The organism is Microbacterium sp. Leaf436 (assembly GCF_001424715.1).
GTDB lineage: Bacteria > Actinomycetota > Actinomycetes > Actinomycetales > Microbacteriaceae > Microbacterium.
In genome coordinates this window covers 942,814-956,408 of sequence record NZ_LMRB01000002.1, presented here as the reverse complement: position 1 = coordinate 956,408, position 13,595 = coordinate 942,814, and the positions used below count along the sequence as shown (strand labels likewise).

Annotated in this window: 19 protein-coding genes; 9 read left to right on the top strand and 10 right to left on the bottom strand. The window is 71.7% G+C overall.

Going from position 1 to position 13,595, the window contains the following annotated elements:
- Positions 1 to 43 precede the first annotated feature (43 nt).
- Complete coding sequence (locus tag ASG45_RS08750; protein WP_055836009.1) at positions 44 to 427, top strand: DUF3054 domain-containing protein; 384 nt, start codon at positions 44 to 46, stop codon at positions 425 to 427.
- Between the two features lie 57 nt (positions 428 to 484).
- On the opposite strand, the gene ASG45_RS08745 is transcribed toward ASG45_RS08750, so the two are convergent.
- Positions 485 to 997, bottom strand: a complete 513-nt coding sequence (locus ASG45_RS08745) for a glycine cleavage system protein R (RefSeq protein WP_055835664.1) — start codon at positions 995 to 997, stop codon at positions 485 to 487.
- A gap of 61 nt (positions 998 to 1,058) precedes the next feature.
- On the opposite strand from ASG45_RS08745, the gene ASG45_RS08740 reads away from it, so the two are divergent.
- Entirely contained in the window at positions 1,059 to 1,337 is a 279-nt protein-coding gene (locus tag ASG45_RS08740; protein ID WP_055835661.1) for a DUF6412 domain-containing protein, read from the top strand.
- 165 nt (positions 1,338 to 1,502) lie between these two features.
- Entirely contained in the window at positions 1,503 to 2,234 is a 732-nt protein-coding gene (locus ASG45_RS08735) for a YidC/Oxa1 family membrane protein insertase (RefSeq protein ID WP_055835658.1), read from the top strand.
- Here ASG45_RS08735 and ASG45_RS08730 read toward each other — a convergent pair.
- From ASG45_RS08730 to ASG45_RS08720, 3 genes are all read right to left on the bottom strand, one after another.
- Positions 2,164 to 3,453, bottom strand: a complete 1,290-nt coding sequence (locus tag ASG45_RS08730) for an MFS transporter (protein WP_082516520.1) — start codon at positions 3,451 to 3,453, stop codon at positions 2,164 to 2,166. The two genes, ASG45_RS08735 and ASG45_RS08730, sit on opposite strands and share 71 nt — an antisense overlap.
- Before the next feature lie 122 nt (positions 3,454 to 3,575).
- Complete coding sequence (locus ASG45_RS08725; protein WP_055835654.1) at positions 3,576 to 3,791, bottom strand: SCO4848 family membrane protein; 216 nt, start codon at positions 3,789 to 3,791, stop codon at positions 3,576 to 3,578.
- Positions 3,792 to 3,800: 9 nt separating this feature from the next.
- Positions 3,801 to 4,154 (bottom strand): TraR/DksA family transcriptional regulator, encoded by a 354-nt coding sequence (locus tag ASG45_RS08720; RefSeq protein WP_082516519.1) that lies wholly within the window; start codon positions 4,152 to 4,154, stop codon positions 3,801 to 3,803.
- Positions 4,155 to 4,206: 52 nt separating this feature from the next.
- Between ASG45_RS08720 and ASG45_RS08715 the strand changes: the two genes are divergently transcribed.
- The gene (locus tag ASG45_RS08715) at positions 4,207 to 4,560 is read left to right on the top strand and encodes a DUF2834 domain-containing protein (protein WP_055835647.1); all 354 of its coding nucleotides are present in this window, start codon (positions 4,207 to 4,209) and stop codon (positions 4,558 to 4,560) included.
- A 72-nt stretch (positions 4,561 to 4,632) separates the two neighbouring features.
- On the opposite strand, the gene ASG45_RS08710 is transcribed toward ASG45_RS08715, so the two are convergent.
- Positions 4,633 to 5,493 (bottom strand): SDR family oxidoreductase, encoded by an 861-nt coding sequence (locus tag ASG45_RS08710; RefSeq protein ID WP_055835644.1) that lies wholly within the window; start codon positions 5,491 to 5,493, stop codon positions 4,633 to 4,635.
- 92 nt (positions 5,494 to 5,585) lie between these two features.
- Between ASG45_RS08710 and ASG45_RS08705 the strand changes: the two genes are divergently transcribed.
- The 3 genes from ASG45_RS08705 to ASG45_RS08695 all read left to right on the top strand — a co-directional run bounded on the left by ASG45_RS08705 (position 5,586) and on the right by ASG45_RS08695 (position 7,743).
- Complete coding sequence (locus tag ASG45_RS08705; protein ID WP_055835642.1) at positions 5,586 to 5,954, top strand: winged helix-turn-helix transcriptional regulator; 369 nt, start codon at positions 5,586 to 5,588, stop codon at positions 5,952 to 5,954.
- A gap of 27 nt (positions 5,955 to 5,981) precedes the next feature.
- Entirely contained in the window at positions 5,982 to 7,013 is a 1,032-nt protein-coding gene (locus ASG45_RS08700; RefSeq protein ID WP_055835639.1) for an FUSC family protein, read from the top strand.
- A gap of 79 nt (positions 7,014 to 7,092) precedes the next feature.
- Positions 7,093 to 7,743 carry an LON peptidase substrate-binding domain-containing protein gene (locus tag ASG45_RS08695; RefSeq protein ID WP_055835636.1) on the top strand — a complete coding sequence of 217 codons (651 nt, stop codon included), beginning with the start codon at positions 7,093 to 7,095 and terminating at the stop codon, positions 7,741 to 7,743.
- 93 nt (positions 7,744 to 7,836) lie between these two features.
- Here the strand turns inward: ASG45_RS08695 and ASG45_RS08690 are convergent, their stop codons facing one another.
- The 3 genes from ASG45_RS08690 to ASG45_RS08680 all read right to left on the bottom strand — a co-directional run bounded on the left by ASG45_RS08690 (position 7,837) and on the right by ASG45_RS08680 (position 9,767).
- Positions 7,837 to 8,613 carry an isocitrate lyase/PEP mutase family protein gene (locus ASG45_RS08690; protein ID WP_055835633.1) on the bottom strand — a complete coding sequence of 259 codons (777 nt, stop codon included), beginning with the start codon at positions 8,611 to 8,613 and terminating at the stop codon, positions 7,837 to 7,839.
- On the bottom strand, positions 8,610 to 9,284 hold the full coding sequence (locus ASG45_RS08685; RefSeq protein WP_055835629.1) for an SDR family oxidoreductase: 675 nt from the start codon (positions 9,282 to 9,284) through the stop codon (positions 8,610 to 8,612). Before ASG45_RS08685 ends, ASG45_RS08690 begins: the two co-directional genes overlap by 4 nt.
- Positions 9,285 to 9,368: 84 nt before the next feature.
- Complete coding sequence (locus ASG45_RS08680) at positions 9,369 to 9,767, bottom strand: YchJ family protein (RefSeq protein WP_055835625.1); 399 nt, start codon at positions 9,765 to 9,767, stop codon at positions 9,369 to 9,371.
- Positions 9,768 to 9,815: 48 nt separating this feature from the next.
- Here ASG45_RS08680 and ASG45_RS08675 point away from each other — a divergent pair, with 48 nt between their 5' ends.
- Complete coding sequence (locus ASG45_RS08675; RefSeq protein WP_055835621.1) at positions 9,816 to 10,727, top strand: 5'-3' exonuclease; 912 nt, start codon at positions 9,816 to 9,818, stop codon at positions 10,725 to 10,727.
- A gap of 3 nt (positions 10,728 to 10,730) precedes the next feature.
- Here the strand turns inward: ASG45_RS08675 and ASG45_RS08670 are convergent, their stop codons facing one another.
- Complete coding sequence (locus ASG45_RS08670; RefSeq protein WP_055835620.1) at positions 10,731 to 11,723, bottom strand: PHP domain-containing protein; 993 nt, start codon at positions 11,721 to 11,723, stop codon at positions 10,731 to 10,733.
- A gap of 6 nt (positions 11,724 to 11,729) precedes the next feature.
- Positions 11,730 to 12,791 carry an anthranilate phosphoribosyltransferase gene (trpD, locus tag ASG45_RS08665; RefSeq protein WP_055835617.1) on the bottom strand — a complete coding sequence of 354 codons (1,062 nt, stop codon included), beginning with the start codon at positions 12,789 to 12,791 and terminating at the stop codon, positions 11,730 to 11,732.
- Between the two features lie 132 nt (positions 12,792 to 12,923).
- Here trpD and ctaE point away from each other — a divergent pair, with 132 nt between their 5' ends.
- Complete coding sequence (gene ctaE, locus ASG45_RS08660) at positions 12,924 to 13,595, top strand: aa3-type cytochrome oxidase subunit III (RefSeq protein WP_055835614.1); 672 nt, start codon at positions 12,924 to 12,926, stop codon at positions 13,593 to 13,595.

The following is a 13,595-nucleotide window of genomic DNA, read 5'->3' as shown; positions in this document are numbered from 1 at the left end:
GTGCGTGCGCGCGGTCGCCCTGCGGGGCGAGGACAATGGTGGGGTGCCGACTCCTCGCCGCTCCCCCGTCCTGCCGTTCGTCCTCGACGCCGTGCTCGTGGTCGTCTTCGCCGGCATCGGTCGCTCCACGCACGACGGCGACGTGTTCGGACCGTTCGGCTCGCAGCTCGCGATCACGGCGTGGCCGTTCCTCGCCGCGTTGGCCATCGGCTGGCTCGTCACGCGCGCCTGGCGTGACCCGCTGGCGGTCGTGCGCGCGGGCCTGCCGCTGTGGGCCATCACGGTCGCGCTCGGCATGGTGCTGCGCGTGGTGAGCGGTCAGGGCGTCGCGGTGGCGTTCGTCATCGTCGCCGCGATCACCCTGGCGCTCCTGCTCGTCGGGTGGCGCGGCATCGCGCGGCTGGTCGTGCGGTCACGCCGACGCTGAGCAGCAGCCCGACGCTCCCCGCCGCGGGGAGGAGTCCCCGCCGCCTCCGCGTTCGGACTACTCCAACAGTGAGACGTCGACCTGGATCTCCGCCGCGAGGTGCTCGAGGTCGGCCACCAGGTCGTCGACGACGACGTCGGGGCCGAGCGTGGCGGTGATCACGGCCTCGAACAGGCGACCGCCGGCCATCGCGGCATCCGTCGTCTGCGTCGACATGCGTTCGATGCTGGCGCCCCGCGCGCTCAGCGCGGTCGAGATCTCGCGCACGATCCCCGGCCGGTCGTTGCCGACCACGTCGAGAGTGACGGTGCGGGGAACGGATGCCGCCGGCGCGGGCGTGCGGGCATGCACGGTGACGGTGAGGGTTCCGGCCAGGCCCTCGAGGGCGGCGCGCAGGCCATCGGCGCGGTCGGGCGCCACCGACACCTCGACGATCCCGGCGAACGCCCCGGCCAGTTCGGCCAGTTCGCTGTTCTCCCAGTTGCCGCCGTGGGCGTCGACGATGTCGGCGACCGCCGAGACGAGTCCGGCGCGATCGTCGCCGACGACGGTGAGCACGAGGGTGGTCATCGCCCCAGCGTAGCGAGCGGGCCCTGCTAGCGTGGAGCCCGACCGCAGAGGGGGTGGCCACGTGTTCGCATCGCTGATCAGCATGCTCACCGTGCTGCTCGCCTCGGCCGAGCTCGCCCTCACCCCCGGCGACGGTGCACCGCTCCTGGCGATCGTGCTCGCCGCGGCGGTCGTGGTCACCGCGGTCGTGGTGCTCGTGGTCCTCCCCGCACTGCTGGCGTCCGTCTCACCGCCGTCGTCGCGGCCGATCGATCCGTCGGCGCCCGTCGCGCAGAGCGACCCCGACGCGGCCGGGCATCCTCGTCCCCGCGCGCCGGGGCACACGGTCCGCACCGCGTAGTCCCGCGCCCCGAGCCGTCTCTCGCGACGGTGTCCACGGCGTGCCGGGATCCGCGATGCCGGTCGCCCGCGCTCACGCGCGCCGCACGCCCGTCCCCGGATGCGTGCCGTCGCGCCCGCGCCCCGCGACCGATCGACCCGTGATCGCCGCACCGAACGGACACCCGTGGACCTCTTCGCTCTTCCTCCCCTCGCCCTGCTCCTCGACCTCACCACGCGAGCGATGCTCGCCCTCACCGCCGCCCTCGATCCCGTCGCCGGCACCGCCGCGGCCGCTCTCGCGGTCGTCGTCGTGACACTCGCCGTGCGCCTCCTGCTCATTCCCGTCGGCGTCTCGCAGGCCCGGGCCGAGCAGACGCGCGCGCGTCTCGCTCCGCGCCTGCGGACGCTGCGCGAACGCTGGGGGAAGAATCCCGAGCGCCTGCAGCGCGAGACCCTGCAGCTGTACCGCGACGAGGGAACCTCTCCCGCGGCGGGATGTCTGCCGATGCTCGCGCAGGCTCCGATCGTGGGACTGCTCTACGCCGTGTTCCTGCATCCGAACGTCGGAGGTCAGTCCAACGCCCTGCTCTCGCACGATCTGCTGGGCGTGCCGCTCGGACGCAGCCTCATCGGCGCGCTCGGCTCGGGAACGGTGGATGCCGCGACCCTCGCCCTGATCGGAGCGCTCGTCGTGGTGATCGCGGGCGTGGCCGAGCTCACGCGGCGGCTCATGCGGCCTCCCGTCGACCCCTCGGCCCCCGCGTGGACGACGGGCATGGTGGGCGCGCTGCAGTTCACCACCGCCGTCGTCGCCCTGTTCGTGCCGCTCGCGGCCGGGCTCTATCTCACCGTGACGACGGTGTGGACCCTGGTGCAGCGTGTGCTGCTGCGACGCCGGTACCCGCTGCCGTCGTGACGGCATCCCATCGTGGGGCGGCGGAGGCGTTCAGCGCGGCCATCGCCAGCACCAGCAGGGCCGCGACCGCGGGGAACAGCATCGCGGTCTGCACCGAGACGCTCTCGGCGACGGCGCCCGTCACCGCCGACGACAGCGCCTGCGCGAGGGTGAGGGCCGAGGCGAGGATCGTCATGGTCGACGCCGTGCGCCCGCGTGGTGCGCGGTTTCCGGCGAGGCTGAAGAGCGTCACGAGCGAGGGGCCGACGCCGATCCCCATCAGGCACAGCACGGTGGTCACGGTCGCGACCGAGCCGCCGACCGTGTACGCCCCGGCCGAAGCCGTGAGGACGATCGAGAACGCGACCAGGCGCCACCGGAGTGAGAACCGCACGGGAAGCGCGGCGACGGCCAGCGCGAGCACGGCCGACCCCACCCCCATCACGCCGTACAGCAGTGCCCCCGCCTCGGGTGCCCCCTGCGCCTCCATGAACGCGGTGAGCGAGGTGAGCGTCGAACCGAAGAACAGCCCGACGCCGAAGACCGCGGCCACCAGCACGAGCATGCGCGGATGCACCAGCTCGCGGAAGGGGGCCATCGCCGCACGCGCCGAGCGTTCGGGCACGGCCCGCCCGGTCGGGTGCAGCGCGAAGGCGGTGACGAAGACGAAACTCAGCACCGCGGCACCGGCGATGGGCGCCCACGGGGCGATGAGGGCGGCGAGCACACCGACGACGAACGGTCCGATGACGAAGGCCGTCTCATCGGCGGCGGACTCGTAGGCCATGGCCCGCGAGAAGGTGCGTTCGCGACGCGCGGGGTCCACTCGGTCGCCGATCAGGGCCATCACACGACTGCGCGACATCGCCGCCGTCTGCGGTCCGGTCAGGCCGATGGCGGCTGCCGCCGACAGCAGGAGCGCGTCGGCGCCCGCGTTCGCCACGACCAGGGGGAAGATCGCGAGCAGGATGCCGTTGGCCACACCGACCGGCACGAGCACGCGCCGCTGCCCGAAGCGGTCGGCGAGGTCGCCGAGCACGGGACCGGCGATCACCACGCCCAGGCCCACGGCCGCCGAGGTGAGACCGCCGAGAGCGACGGAGCCGCGCATCGCGACGACCAGGGCGAGCACGCCCACCGTCATCATCGCGAACGGCAGTCGTGCGACGAACGCGACGGGGAAGTACCAGAACCCGGTGTGGTGGATCAGCGGGCGATGGGCGGCGACGGGCGTGGTCATGGAGCGTTCTCCGGTGGGGGCGATGGAACGTGCCGCCTTGCCGGTGAGGTAGGTAGTTGCACAATGTGCGGCGGGCGAACCCGCGACCCGATTCTACCGTGGGGCGCGCATGACCGCCCCGATCAGCCGACGAGGGCGGCGATGCCGGCGATCAGCGAGGCGAGCGCGAGGGTCAATGCCAGGGCGATCAGCACGGTGTGCACGATGAGGAACGGCGTGGCCTTGCCCGCGGCGTTCTTGGCACGGGGGTCTTTCGCGACGCGCACGTAGAAGCGCGGCCAGACGACCGCGTTGAAGACGGCATTGGCGAACAGCAGCGTGATGAGCACGGGTTCCATGCGTCGAGCCTACGGGCGTCGCCCGCTCGCGCAGTCGATGCAGCGGCGGGCGAAGGGGCGGGCCTCGAGCCGGGCCTCGGCGATCGGGCGGCCGCAGTTCTCGCAGATGCCGAACGTCGCGGCGGCCACGCGTTCCCGCGCCGCGAGGATCTCGTCGCGCTCGGCCTCGGCGCCGCGCCGCAGCGCGTCGACCTGGGCCCACTCACCCGACAGGGTCGAGCCCTCGGGGTCGTGCTCGTCGTCGGCCGTGGCGTCGGCGCGGTCGTGACGCAGGCTCGCTTCGTCTTCGCGCAGGCGCGACAGCCGGTGGTCGACCTCGCGCTGGCGCTCGTCGAGCATGCGGGCGGCTCGTTCGGCATCCATCCCCCGACGCTAGCCCCCACCTCCGACACCCGGGGTGCGCGAGGATCGGGTCATGAGAGAGCTCCGTCGTCACTGGACCCCGACCGCCGTCGTCTTCCTCGCGTTGGCCGTCGCCGGCCTCGTGGGCACGTGGACCTTCAACGTCTTCGCAATCGTGCAGATGCGCGACTTCGTCGGCGACCTCGTCTCGAGCGGACCGGCCGTGTCGTCGATCACCGTCGACCTGCTGGTCGTCGCCGTGGCGGGGAGCATCTTCGTCATCGTCGAGGCGCGTCGTATCGGAATGCGCTTCGGCTGGCTGTACGTCGTGCTGTCGGGGGTGACGGCGTTCGCGTTCACCTTCCCGCTCTTCCTGGCGATGCGCCAGCGTCACCTGACGGCGCACCCCGATCGCAGAACGGCGTGAGGAGCCGAGAATCGTCGCTTCGTGGGGGCGCGAAGCGACGAATTCCGGCTCCTCACGCGGTGGTCACCGCGCTCAGCGCGCGGCGAGACCGGCGCGCAGGCCCTCGACCAGCGGAGTCGTGGGGCGCCCGATGATGCGCGCGAGCGTGCCGTCGGTGCGCGACAGCGCGCCCCGGGCGATCGCGTCGTCGATACCGGCGACGAACGCCGCCGTACCGGCATCCAGTCCCGCCGCCTGCAGCCCCGCGGTGAGCTGCTCCACCGACACCGGCGTGTAGGTCACGGGACGACCCACGACCTCGGATGCCGCCCGCGCCAGCTCGTCGTAGTCCCAGGCGACGTCGCCGCCGAGCTCGAGCGTCTGACCGCGGAACTCGTCGCCGATGAGCGCCACGGCGTCGGCCTCGGCGTAGTCGCGCCGGCTGGCGCTGGCCACGAGGGCCTCGCCGACGGCGGCGACGATCTCGCCCGTCTCGGTCGCCCGGGCGACGGCGTCGAGGTAGTTCTCGGTGTACCAGTTGTGGCGGAGGATCGTGGCCTCCACCCCCGAAGCGGCGATCGCGGCCTCGGTCGCCTTGTGGTCGGCGCCGAGGGCGTAGTCGACCTCGTCGACGCGCGGGGCGCTGGTGTAGACGAGGCGCTCGACGCCGGCCGCGCGCGCGGCGTCGATGACGTTGCGGTGCCCCGCGACGCGATCCGCATCGGTTCCCGAGATGAGCAGCACACGGGTCACCGACTCGAACGCCGGGGCGAGCGTCTCGGGGCGGGAGTAGTCGAGCTCGACGACACCCACGCCGCGAGCGGCCAGGTCGTCGGCCTTGGCGGGGGTGCGCACGCCCGCGACGATGTCGGATGCCGAGACCCCGCGTTCGAGCAGGGCGTCGATGACGAGACGGCCGAGGTGTCCGGAGGCGGCGGTGACGAGGAGGGTCATGAGGTGTCCTTTCGATCGGTACGACGAAGCCAACGTCGATCCGTTCAGTGCATTCCGGAATGCAGGTACCCACTTTCTGGTTAGGTACTCACATGAACGTCAGTCTTGCGGATCTCCGCGCCGAACAACCGGGTGTCTTCCAAGACGGGTGCCCCACCCGCACGGTGCTCGACCACGTCATGGGCAAGTGGGGCGTGCTCGTGCTGATGGCCCTGTCCGACGGCACCCAGCGGTGGGGCGTGCTGCGGCGCAACGTCTCGGGGATCAGCGAGAAGATGCTCGCCAGCACGCTGAAGACCCTCGAGGCCGACGGCCTCGTCGACCGCACCGCCTACCCCGAGGTGCCCCCGCGCGTCGAGTACCGCCTCACCGACCGGGGGCGCGATCTGATGGAACGGGTGATCCCGCTCATGCAGTGGGTCGCCACGCACGCCGACGACATCGTCTCGCGCCGCAGCTGAGGCGTGCGCGCCGCCTAGGCTCGATTCATGCGCGACAGCCTGACGTTCCGCTCCGCCCGGCGCATCCCGCTCCTGCAGGTCGCGAAATCGGCCGTCGCGGTCGTGGCCGCCTGGCTGCTGGCCGGGTGGCTCGTGCAGGGTCCGCCGCCGATCTTCGCCGCCATCGCGGCGCTGCTGGTGGTGCAGCCGAGCATCAACCAGTCGTTCACGCGCGCGGTCGAGCGCAGCGTCGGCGTGATCGTCGGCGTCGTTATCGCCGCACTGCTCGGGCTCGTGTTCGGCTCCCAGCCGTGGGTGGCGCTGCTGTCGGCGGGCGTCGCACTCGTCGTCGCCTGGGCCGCGCGCATCTCGCCCGGAGCCACGAACCAGATCGCGATCAGCGCCCTGCTGGTGCTCGCCCTCGGGACGGCGACCCCCAACTACGCCCTCGACCGCGTGCTCGAGACCCTCATCGGCGCGGCGATCGGCATCGTCGTCAACGCCGCGCTCGTGCCGCCCGTGCTCGTCCCCGCCGCACGCGCGAAGGTCGACGTGCTGGGGCGGGAGCTCGCCGAAGCACTCGAACGCCTGGCCGACGCGCTCGAGGCGCCGCAGACCCCCGGCTCGCTCGAGGAACTGCTGCTCCAGGCCCGTCTGCTGCGCCCCGTGCGCGACGGCGCCGCCGATGCGATCCGCGATGCGGCGGACTCCCTGGCCCTGAATCCCCGCAGCGGCCGTCACCGCAGCGATCTGGCCGCCATGGGCGACCTGCTCGAGCGGTTCACCCCCGTCGTCACGCAGACGATCGGCATGACCCGAGCGGTGTACGACGGGTACGAGAAGACGATCGTCGACGAGCCCGCCGTGCGCGCGATCGCCGAGCAGCTGCACCGCGCGGCTCACGACGTCCGCCGCGCGTTCGCCCTCGACGCGGGTCCCGAGCGGGTGGTCGTCGAGGAGCCCGCGCTCACCCGCCCCCTGCAGATCCGCACGCCCTCGACGGCGCACTGGGTGCTCGTCGGGTCGCTGCTCATGGATCTGCACCGCATCCACGAGACCCTGCGCGACGACGACGCGTGACCCCGCTCGCGCGGACTGCTCGCACCGCGGATGCCGCAGCCGCGGCCCCGACGCGCACGCACGCTGGTTGACTGGAACCATGGGTACCGCGATGTTCCCCCTGGGCGCCGTCCTCTTCCCGCACACGCCTCTGGCGCTGCGCATCTTCGAGGAGCGCTACCTCGTCATGCTCGGTCGGCTGCTCGATGAGACCGACCCCTCGTTCGGCGTGGTCCTCATCGAGCGCGGCAGCGAGACCGGTGGGGGCGACCAGCGCTTCGCCGTCGGCACGATGGCGCAGCTGAGCCACGTCGTGCCGCAGGCCGGCCAGATGCAGATCGTCGCCCGCGGCACGGAGCGCTTCGAGATCACGGGGTGGCTCGACGACGCACCGTACCCCCGGGCCGATGTGCGGGCCCTCCCCGACCTCGAGTGGAACGACGCGCTCGCCCCTCTGCTCGAGGAGGCCGAGCGCATCGTGCGGCGGGTGCTGGGGCGTGCTCAGCAGTTCGGCGGCACCCGGTGGGATGCCGAAGTCGAACTGTCGGAGGAACCCCTGCCCCGGGCCTGGCAGATCGCCGCGATCGCGCCGCTCGGCGAGCTGGACCAGATGGAGCTGCTGCGCTCGGCGACCCTCGGCGGTCTGCTGCGCGCCACGATCGACCTCACCCTCGCCGCGGAGCCCCTGCTGGCCGATCCCGTGCCCGACGGCGTGATCGTCGTCGACGACGAGGACGACGACAGCCTCTGACCCCCGGCGTGACGGGCTCGTCCTCCGCGACCCCCACGACGACGGCGAGGCCGGCCCCCGGTTCGGGACCGACCTCGCCGTACAGATGAGTCGTCAGTTCAGTGCGCGCACCGAGGAGGGGATGACGCCGTCGCCGTAGAGGTCGATCGCCAGATCCTGCAGGGCGGTCAGGGCGACGCGCTGGGTCTGCGGACCGTACGAGATGCGGGCGACGCCGAGCGCCTCGTACTCGGCCGCGGTGAGGGCTCCCGGCACGCCGATGACGCTGAGCGTGCGCTCCCCCAGACCCTCGACCAGGCGCCGGGTGGTCTCGGCGTCGAGCAGTCCGGGCACGAACACCGAGGTCGCCCCGGCAGCGAGGAAGGCGCGGCCGCGCTCGATGGCATCCGCCACCTTGTCGTCGAGCGGACGGTCGGCGCCCTTGAGGAACACGTCGGTGCGGGCGTTCAGCACGAACGGCACGCCCTCGGCCTCACCCGCCGCGATGACGGCCTCGACCGCGGCGACCGCGTCGGCCAGCGGCTTCACCTTGTCTTCGACGTTGGCGCCGACCACACCCACGCCGATGGCGCGGCGGGTCGTCTCACCGGGGTTGCCGAAGCCGGAGTCGAGGTCGGCCGTGACCGGCACGTCGACGGCGGCGACGATGCGACCGACCATGTCGAGCATGAGCTCGACGGGGATGTTCTCGCCGTCTTCGTAGCCGAAGGTCGCGGCGATCGAGTGACCGGCCGTCGCGAGGGCCTTCGTCTCGGGCAGGGCGGCGATCGCCCGCGCCGAGACGACGTCCCAGATGTTCACGACCCGCAGGATCTCGGGGGCGGTGTGCAACCGCGCGAACGACTGCGCCTTGTCGCTGAGAGCGCTCATGCGTGCACGCTCCCGTCGTTGTCCGAGCCGTCGACGAGGGCTTCGGCGATGAGGGTCTCTCCCCCGCCGAACCGGATGAACCGTCCGATCGTGGCGGGCTGCACGAGCGCCGCCGCGGCGACGGCGGCGACATCGGCACGGCCGACCTCGGCCTTGCCCTGCGGCGCGGTCGTGATGCGCCCCGAGGCGGGGTCGTCGGTCAGGGTGCCGGGGCCCAGGATCGTCCAGTCGAGGTCGCTCGCGCGCAGGTGGTCGTCGGCGGCGAGCTTGGCGTCGGCGTACGCGTAGAACGCGTCGTCGGGGTCGATGCCGTGGTCGGGGGTGGATCCGATCCACGACACCATGACGAACCGGCGCACGCCCGCGCGAGATGCGGCGTCGACGGCGCGCTGCGCAGCGTCGCGGTCGACGGCGTAGGTGCGCTCCGCGCTGCCTCCGCCCGCTCCCGCGGACCAGATCACGGCGTCGGCGCCCGAGAAGGCCTCGGCCATCTCATCGGTGTCGGCGTTCTCGACGTCGAGCACGAGCGGCGTCGCGCCGGCCTGCTCGATGTCTGCCGCCTGGTCGGGGTTGCGGATGACCGAGGTGGCCTCGTCTCCGCGCTCGGCCAGCAGCCGAGCGAGATGCAGGGCCACCTTTCCGTGGCCCCCGATGATCACGATGCGTTCCATGTCGTTGTCCTCCCGCGTTGTCGATCGTCGTTCGTGATCGACCGTACGCCGCACCACCGACAGCCGCGGGCGGGGTTGACGCCCTTACTCGACGTCTCCGTCCACGTAGACCCAGCGGCCCCCGCGGCGGACGAACCGGCTGCGTTCGTGCAGCTCCCCAGCCCGCCCGTCGTGGCGGTACCGGGCACGGAACTCCACGATCGCGGCATCCCCGTCTTCGCGGGCCTCGACCACCTCGAGAGCCGTCCACTCGGTGCCGTCGTCGGCGACGACCTCGTCGGGGCGGGTCCGCGGATGCCACGACCGCACCAGGTGCGTCGTGTCACCCACGGCGAAGGCGGTGTAGCGCGACCGCATGAGCCGCTCCGCGCTCGGCGCCGCTCCCCCGTCGAGGATCGGCGCGCAGCACGTGGCGAAGATCCCACCGCCGCACGGGCAGGGTGCCGCCGCGGGAGGACGACGGGATGCCGAGCCGAAGGACATCCCGACAGCCTAGGACGGAGGCCGTGCCCCCGTGCCAGGATGACTCCCGTGACCGACCGCATCATGCTCCTCGACACCGCGTCGCTGTACTTCCGCGCATTCTACGGCGTTCCCGACAAGGTCACGGCGGCCGACGGCACCTCCGTGAACGCCGTGCGCGGCCTGCTCGACATGATCGCGAAGCTGGTCTCCACCTACGAACCCACGCGTCTCGTCGCCTGCTGGGACGACGATTGGCGCCCGGCGTGGCGCGTCGACCTGATCCCGAGCTACAAGGCCCACCGCGTCGTCGAGGCCGTTCCCGTCGGCGCCGACGTCGAAGAGGTCCCCGATCCGCTCGAGGCCCAGATCCCGCTCATCCGCGAGGCTCTCGCCGTGCTCGGCATCCCCGTCGTCGGCGCGGCCGAACACGAGGCCGACGACGTGATCGGCGCCCTCGCGACCCACGCCGACGTGCCCGTCGACATCGTCACGGGCGACCGCGATCTGTTCCAGCTGATCGACGACGAGCGCGGCGTGCGCATCGTCTACACGGCCCGCGGCATGAGCAACCTCGAGATCGTCGACGACGCGGCCGTGCTGGGCAGGTACGGCGTGCACGCCGCGCAGTACGCCGACTTCGCGGTGCTGCGCGGCGACCCCTCCGACGGCCTGCCCGGTGTCTCGGGCATCGGCGAGAAGTCGGCGGCGTCGCTGCTCACCGCCCACGGCTCGCTCGACGGCATCCGGGCGGCGGTCGCCGACGGTTCCGCGGGCACCCCGAGCCAGCGCGCGAAGATCGCCGCCGCCGCCGACTACCTCGACGTCGCGCCCACCGTGGTCCGCGTCGCCCGCGACCTCACCTTCGCGCCCTTCGACGATCACCTGGGCGCCGCGGACGAGACCGCCGCTCACGCACTGGCCGAGAAGTGGAACCTGGGATCCTCGATGACCCGCGCGCTGACCGCTCTCGACCGCTGAGTCTCAGCGCGAGCGCTCCAGCCACTCCCGCAGGCGGTCGAGGGGCCACGTCGTGACGATGCGGTCGACGGGCACCTTCGCCGCCTCCGCTCGTGCGGCTCCGTAGTCCAGCAGCGACAGCTGCCCGGGTGCGTGCGCGTCGGAGTCGATCGAGAAGAGGCACCCCGCCTCGATCGCCAGGGCCAGCAGCTCGTCGGGCGGGTCCTGACGCTCCGGACGGGAATTGATCTCGACCGCCACCCCCGAGGCCGCGCACGCGGCGAAGACGGCCTCGGCGTCGAAGTCCGAAGGCGGGCGCGTCCCCCGCGCCCCCTCGACGAGCCGCCCGGTGACGTGTCCCAGCACGTCGACCCGCGGGTCCCCCGCCGCAGCGACCAACCGTCGTGTCATCGGACCGCGTTCCATGCGCAGCTTCGAATGAGCGGATGCCACCACCACGTCGAGCTCGTGAAGCAACGCGTCTTCCTGGTCGAGGTCGCCCTCGTCGAGGATGTCGACTTCGATCCCGGTGAGCAGCGTGAAACCGTCACCGCGGTGCCCCCGCACGATCTCCATCTGCGCCCGCAGACGCTCGGGCGAGAGGCCGTTGGCCACGGTGAGACGCGGCGAATGGTCGGTGAGAGCCAGGTACTCGTGACCGAGTCCCCGCGCGGCCTCGACCATCGCCTCGATCGGGGTGAGCCCGTCCGACCATTCGCTGTGGCTGTGCAGGTCGCCGCGCAGCTTCGCCCGCACCTCCGCACCGCCCACGGGCGCGTTCTCGGCCCACAGGGCCGCCAGTCGCTCCGGGACACCGCCGGCCAGAGCCTGCTGGATCACCGCGAAGGTCGACTCGCCGATCCCCGCGCGGCGCCGCAGACCCGGGTCGCGCAACTCGTCGTCGCTCAGCCCCTCGATCGCGGCCGCGGCGGTGCGGAACGCCTTCGACTTGTACCGCGACGACCGTTCCCGCTCGAGCAGATAGGCGATCTCGGTGAGCGCGTCGAGCGGATGCACGATCGGCTACTCCGCCAGGGCCTTCGTGGTGTCCACCCAGTCGGTGAGCTTGGCCGCGGCACGGCCGTCGTCGACGGCGGCGGCGGCGTCGGCCATCGCCTCGGCGAGACGTTCGATGATCGGACGCTGAACCTCGGCGGCATCCTGGAACAGTCGGTACGACACCAGACCCGCGGCGGCGTTGAGCAGCACGATGTCGCGCACCGGACCGGTCTCGCCTCCCAGCACGCGCCGCACCACCTCGGCGTTGTGATCGGGGGAACCACCGAGCAGGTCGTCGATCTCGGCGAGGGGGATGCCGAGATCCCGGGGATCGAGATCGTGCTCGTGCACGTCTCCGCGGCTGATCTCCCAGACGCGACTGTGGCCGGTCGTGGTCAGTTCGTCGAGGCCGTCGTCGCCGCGGAACACGAGCGCCGTCGCGCCGCGGGTGCGGAACACGCCGGTGATCAGCGGAACGCGGTCGAGGTGCGCGACACCCACGGCGTTCGCCTCGGCGCGCGCCGGGTTGCACAGCGGCCCGAGGAAGTTGAAGACGGTGGGAACGCCCAGCTCCGCGCGCGTCGAAGCCGCGTGGCGGAATCCCGGGTGGAACGCCGAGGCGAAGGCGAAGGTGATGCCGGTGCGCTCGAGCGTCTCGGCGACCTGCTCCGGAGTCAGCGTCAGCGCGACGCCCAGCGAAGAGAGCACGTCGGAGGATCCGGATGCCGAGCTCGCCGCCCGGTTGCCGTGCTTGACCACGGGGACTCCCGACGCCGCCGCCACCACCGCCGCCATGGTCGACACGTTCACGGTGCCGTACCTGTCGCCACCGGTGCCCACGATATCGAGCACCTCGGCTCGCACGGGGAGCGGCACGGCCGCCTCGAGGATCGCGTCGCGGAAGCCGACGATCTCTTCGACCGTCTCGCCCTTGGCCCGCAGTGCCATCAGGAATCCGCCCAGCTGCGAGGGCGTCGCCTCGCCCGCCATGACCTTGCGCATGGCCCACGTCGACTCGGACACGCTGAGGTCGTTGCCGGCCAGCAGCGCCGAGAGCAGATCGGGCCAGGTGAAACGTTCCGCCATGCCATGATCCTTCCACACGCGTGTCGCCGATCCGCGCGGTCCGCACGCCTGATGGAACCCACGCCTACCGGGGATTCCTTGCAGATTCTGAGGCTTCCCTAAGTCTCGACGATGGAATATCTCAAGTTGAGGATGGGAATATCGGGCTCCGTCATCGCGCATAATGGAACGGTGACGACCTCAGCGACGTATTCCCAGGCCGTGCGTGCCGTGAAGCGGCCCGACCCGGTCGCGGTGGGCACCATCGTGTGGCTGGGCAGCGAGGTCATGTTCTTCGCCGGCCTGTTCGCGATCTACTTCACCCTGCGCAGCACCTCCGCGCCCCTGTGGGCCGAAGAGACGCAGCTGCTCAACGTCCCCTTCGCGACCGTCAACACGATCATCCTCGTGTTGTCCTCGGTCACGTGCCAGATGGGCGTCTTCGCCGCGGAGCGGTACCAGCCGTACCGCACCGGCAAGGCCACCGGCATCCTGAAGTGGGGAATGGTGGAGTGGTTCTACCTCACCTTCATCCTCGGCGCGGTCTTCGTGTCGGGTCAGGTGTGGGAGTACGCGACGCTGGTCGCCGAGGGCATGCCCATCAGCGCCAACCCCTACGCCTCGGCCTTCTACATCACCACCGGCTTCCACGCCCTGCACGTGACGGGTGGCCTCATCGCCTTCCTGCTCGTGATCGGTCGCGCCTACGCCGTGAAGAACTTCGGCCGCAAAGAGATGACCACCTCGATCGTCGTGTCGTACTACTGGCACTTCGTGGACGTCGTCTGGATCGCCCTGTTCTTCGTCATCTACTTCCTCAAGTAA

What these genes read in the sequence shown, in the direction of transcription:
- ASG45_RS08745 (WP_055835664.1), bottom strand. Translation starts at nt 997, where the DNA reads ATGACCACCCTCGTGCTCACCGTCGTCGGCGACGATCGCGCCGGACTC.
- ASG45_RS08730 (WP_082516520.1), bottom strand. Translation starts at nt 3,453, where the DNA reads ATGACCACGCCCGTCGCCGCCCATCGCCCGCTGATCCACCACACCGGG.
- ASG45_RS08725 (WP_055835654.1), bottom strand. Translation starts at nt 3,791, where the DNA reads ATGGAACCCGTGCTCATCACGCTGCTGTTCGCCAATGCCGTCTTCAAC.
- ASG45_RS08720 (WP_082516519.1), bottom strand. Translation starts at nt 4,154, where the DNA reads ATGGATGCCGAACGAGCCGCCCGCATGCTCGACGAGCGCCAGCGCGAG.
- ASG45_RS08715 (WP_055835647.1), top strand. Translation starts at nt 4,207, where the DNA reads ATGAGAGAGCTCCGTCGTCACTGGACCCCGACCGCCGTCGTCTTCCTC.
- ASG45_RS08710 (WP_055835644.1), bottom strand. Translation starts at nt 5,493, where the DNA reads ATGACCCTCCTCGTCACCGCCGCCTCCGGACACCTCGGCCGTCTCGTC.
- ASG45_RS08705 (WP_055835642.1), top strand. Translation starts at nt 5,586, where the DNA reads ATGAACGTCAGTCTTGCGGATCTCCGCGCCGAACAACCGGGTGTCTTC.
- ASG45_RS08700 (WP_055835639.1), top strand. Translation starts at nt 5,982, where the DNA reads ATGCGCGACAGCCTGACGTTCCGCTCCGCCCGGCGCATCCCGCTCCTG.
- ASG45_RS08695 (WP_055835636.1), top strand. Translation starts at nt 7,093, where the DNA reads ATGGGTACCGCGATGTTCCCCCTGGGCGCCGTCCTCTTCCCGCACACG.
- ASG45_RS08690 (WP_055835633.1), bottom strand. Translation starts at nt 8,613, where the DNA reads ATGAGCGCTCTCAGCGACAAGGCGCAGTCGTTCGCGCGGTTGCACACC.
- ASG45_RS08685 (WP_055835629.1), bottom strand. Translation starts at nt 9,284, where the DNA reads ATGGAACGCATCGTGATCATCGGGGGCCACGGAAAGGTGGCCCTGCAT.
- ASG45_RS08680 (WP_055835625.1), bottom strand. Translation starts at nt 9,767, where the DNA reads ATGTCCTTCGGCTCGGCATCCCGTCGTCCTCCCGCGGCGGCACCCTGC.
- trpD (WP_055835617.1), bottom strand. Translation starts at nt 12,791, where the DNA reads ATGGCGGAACGTTTCACCTGGCCCGATCTGCTCTCGGCGCTGCTGGCC.
- ctaE (WP_055835614.1), top strand. Translation starts at nt 12,924, where the DNA reads ATGGGAATATCGGGCTCCGTCATCGCGCATAATGGAACGGTGACGACC.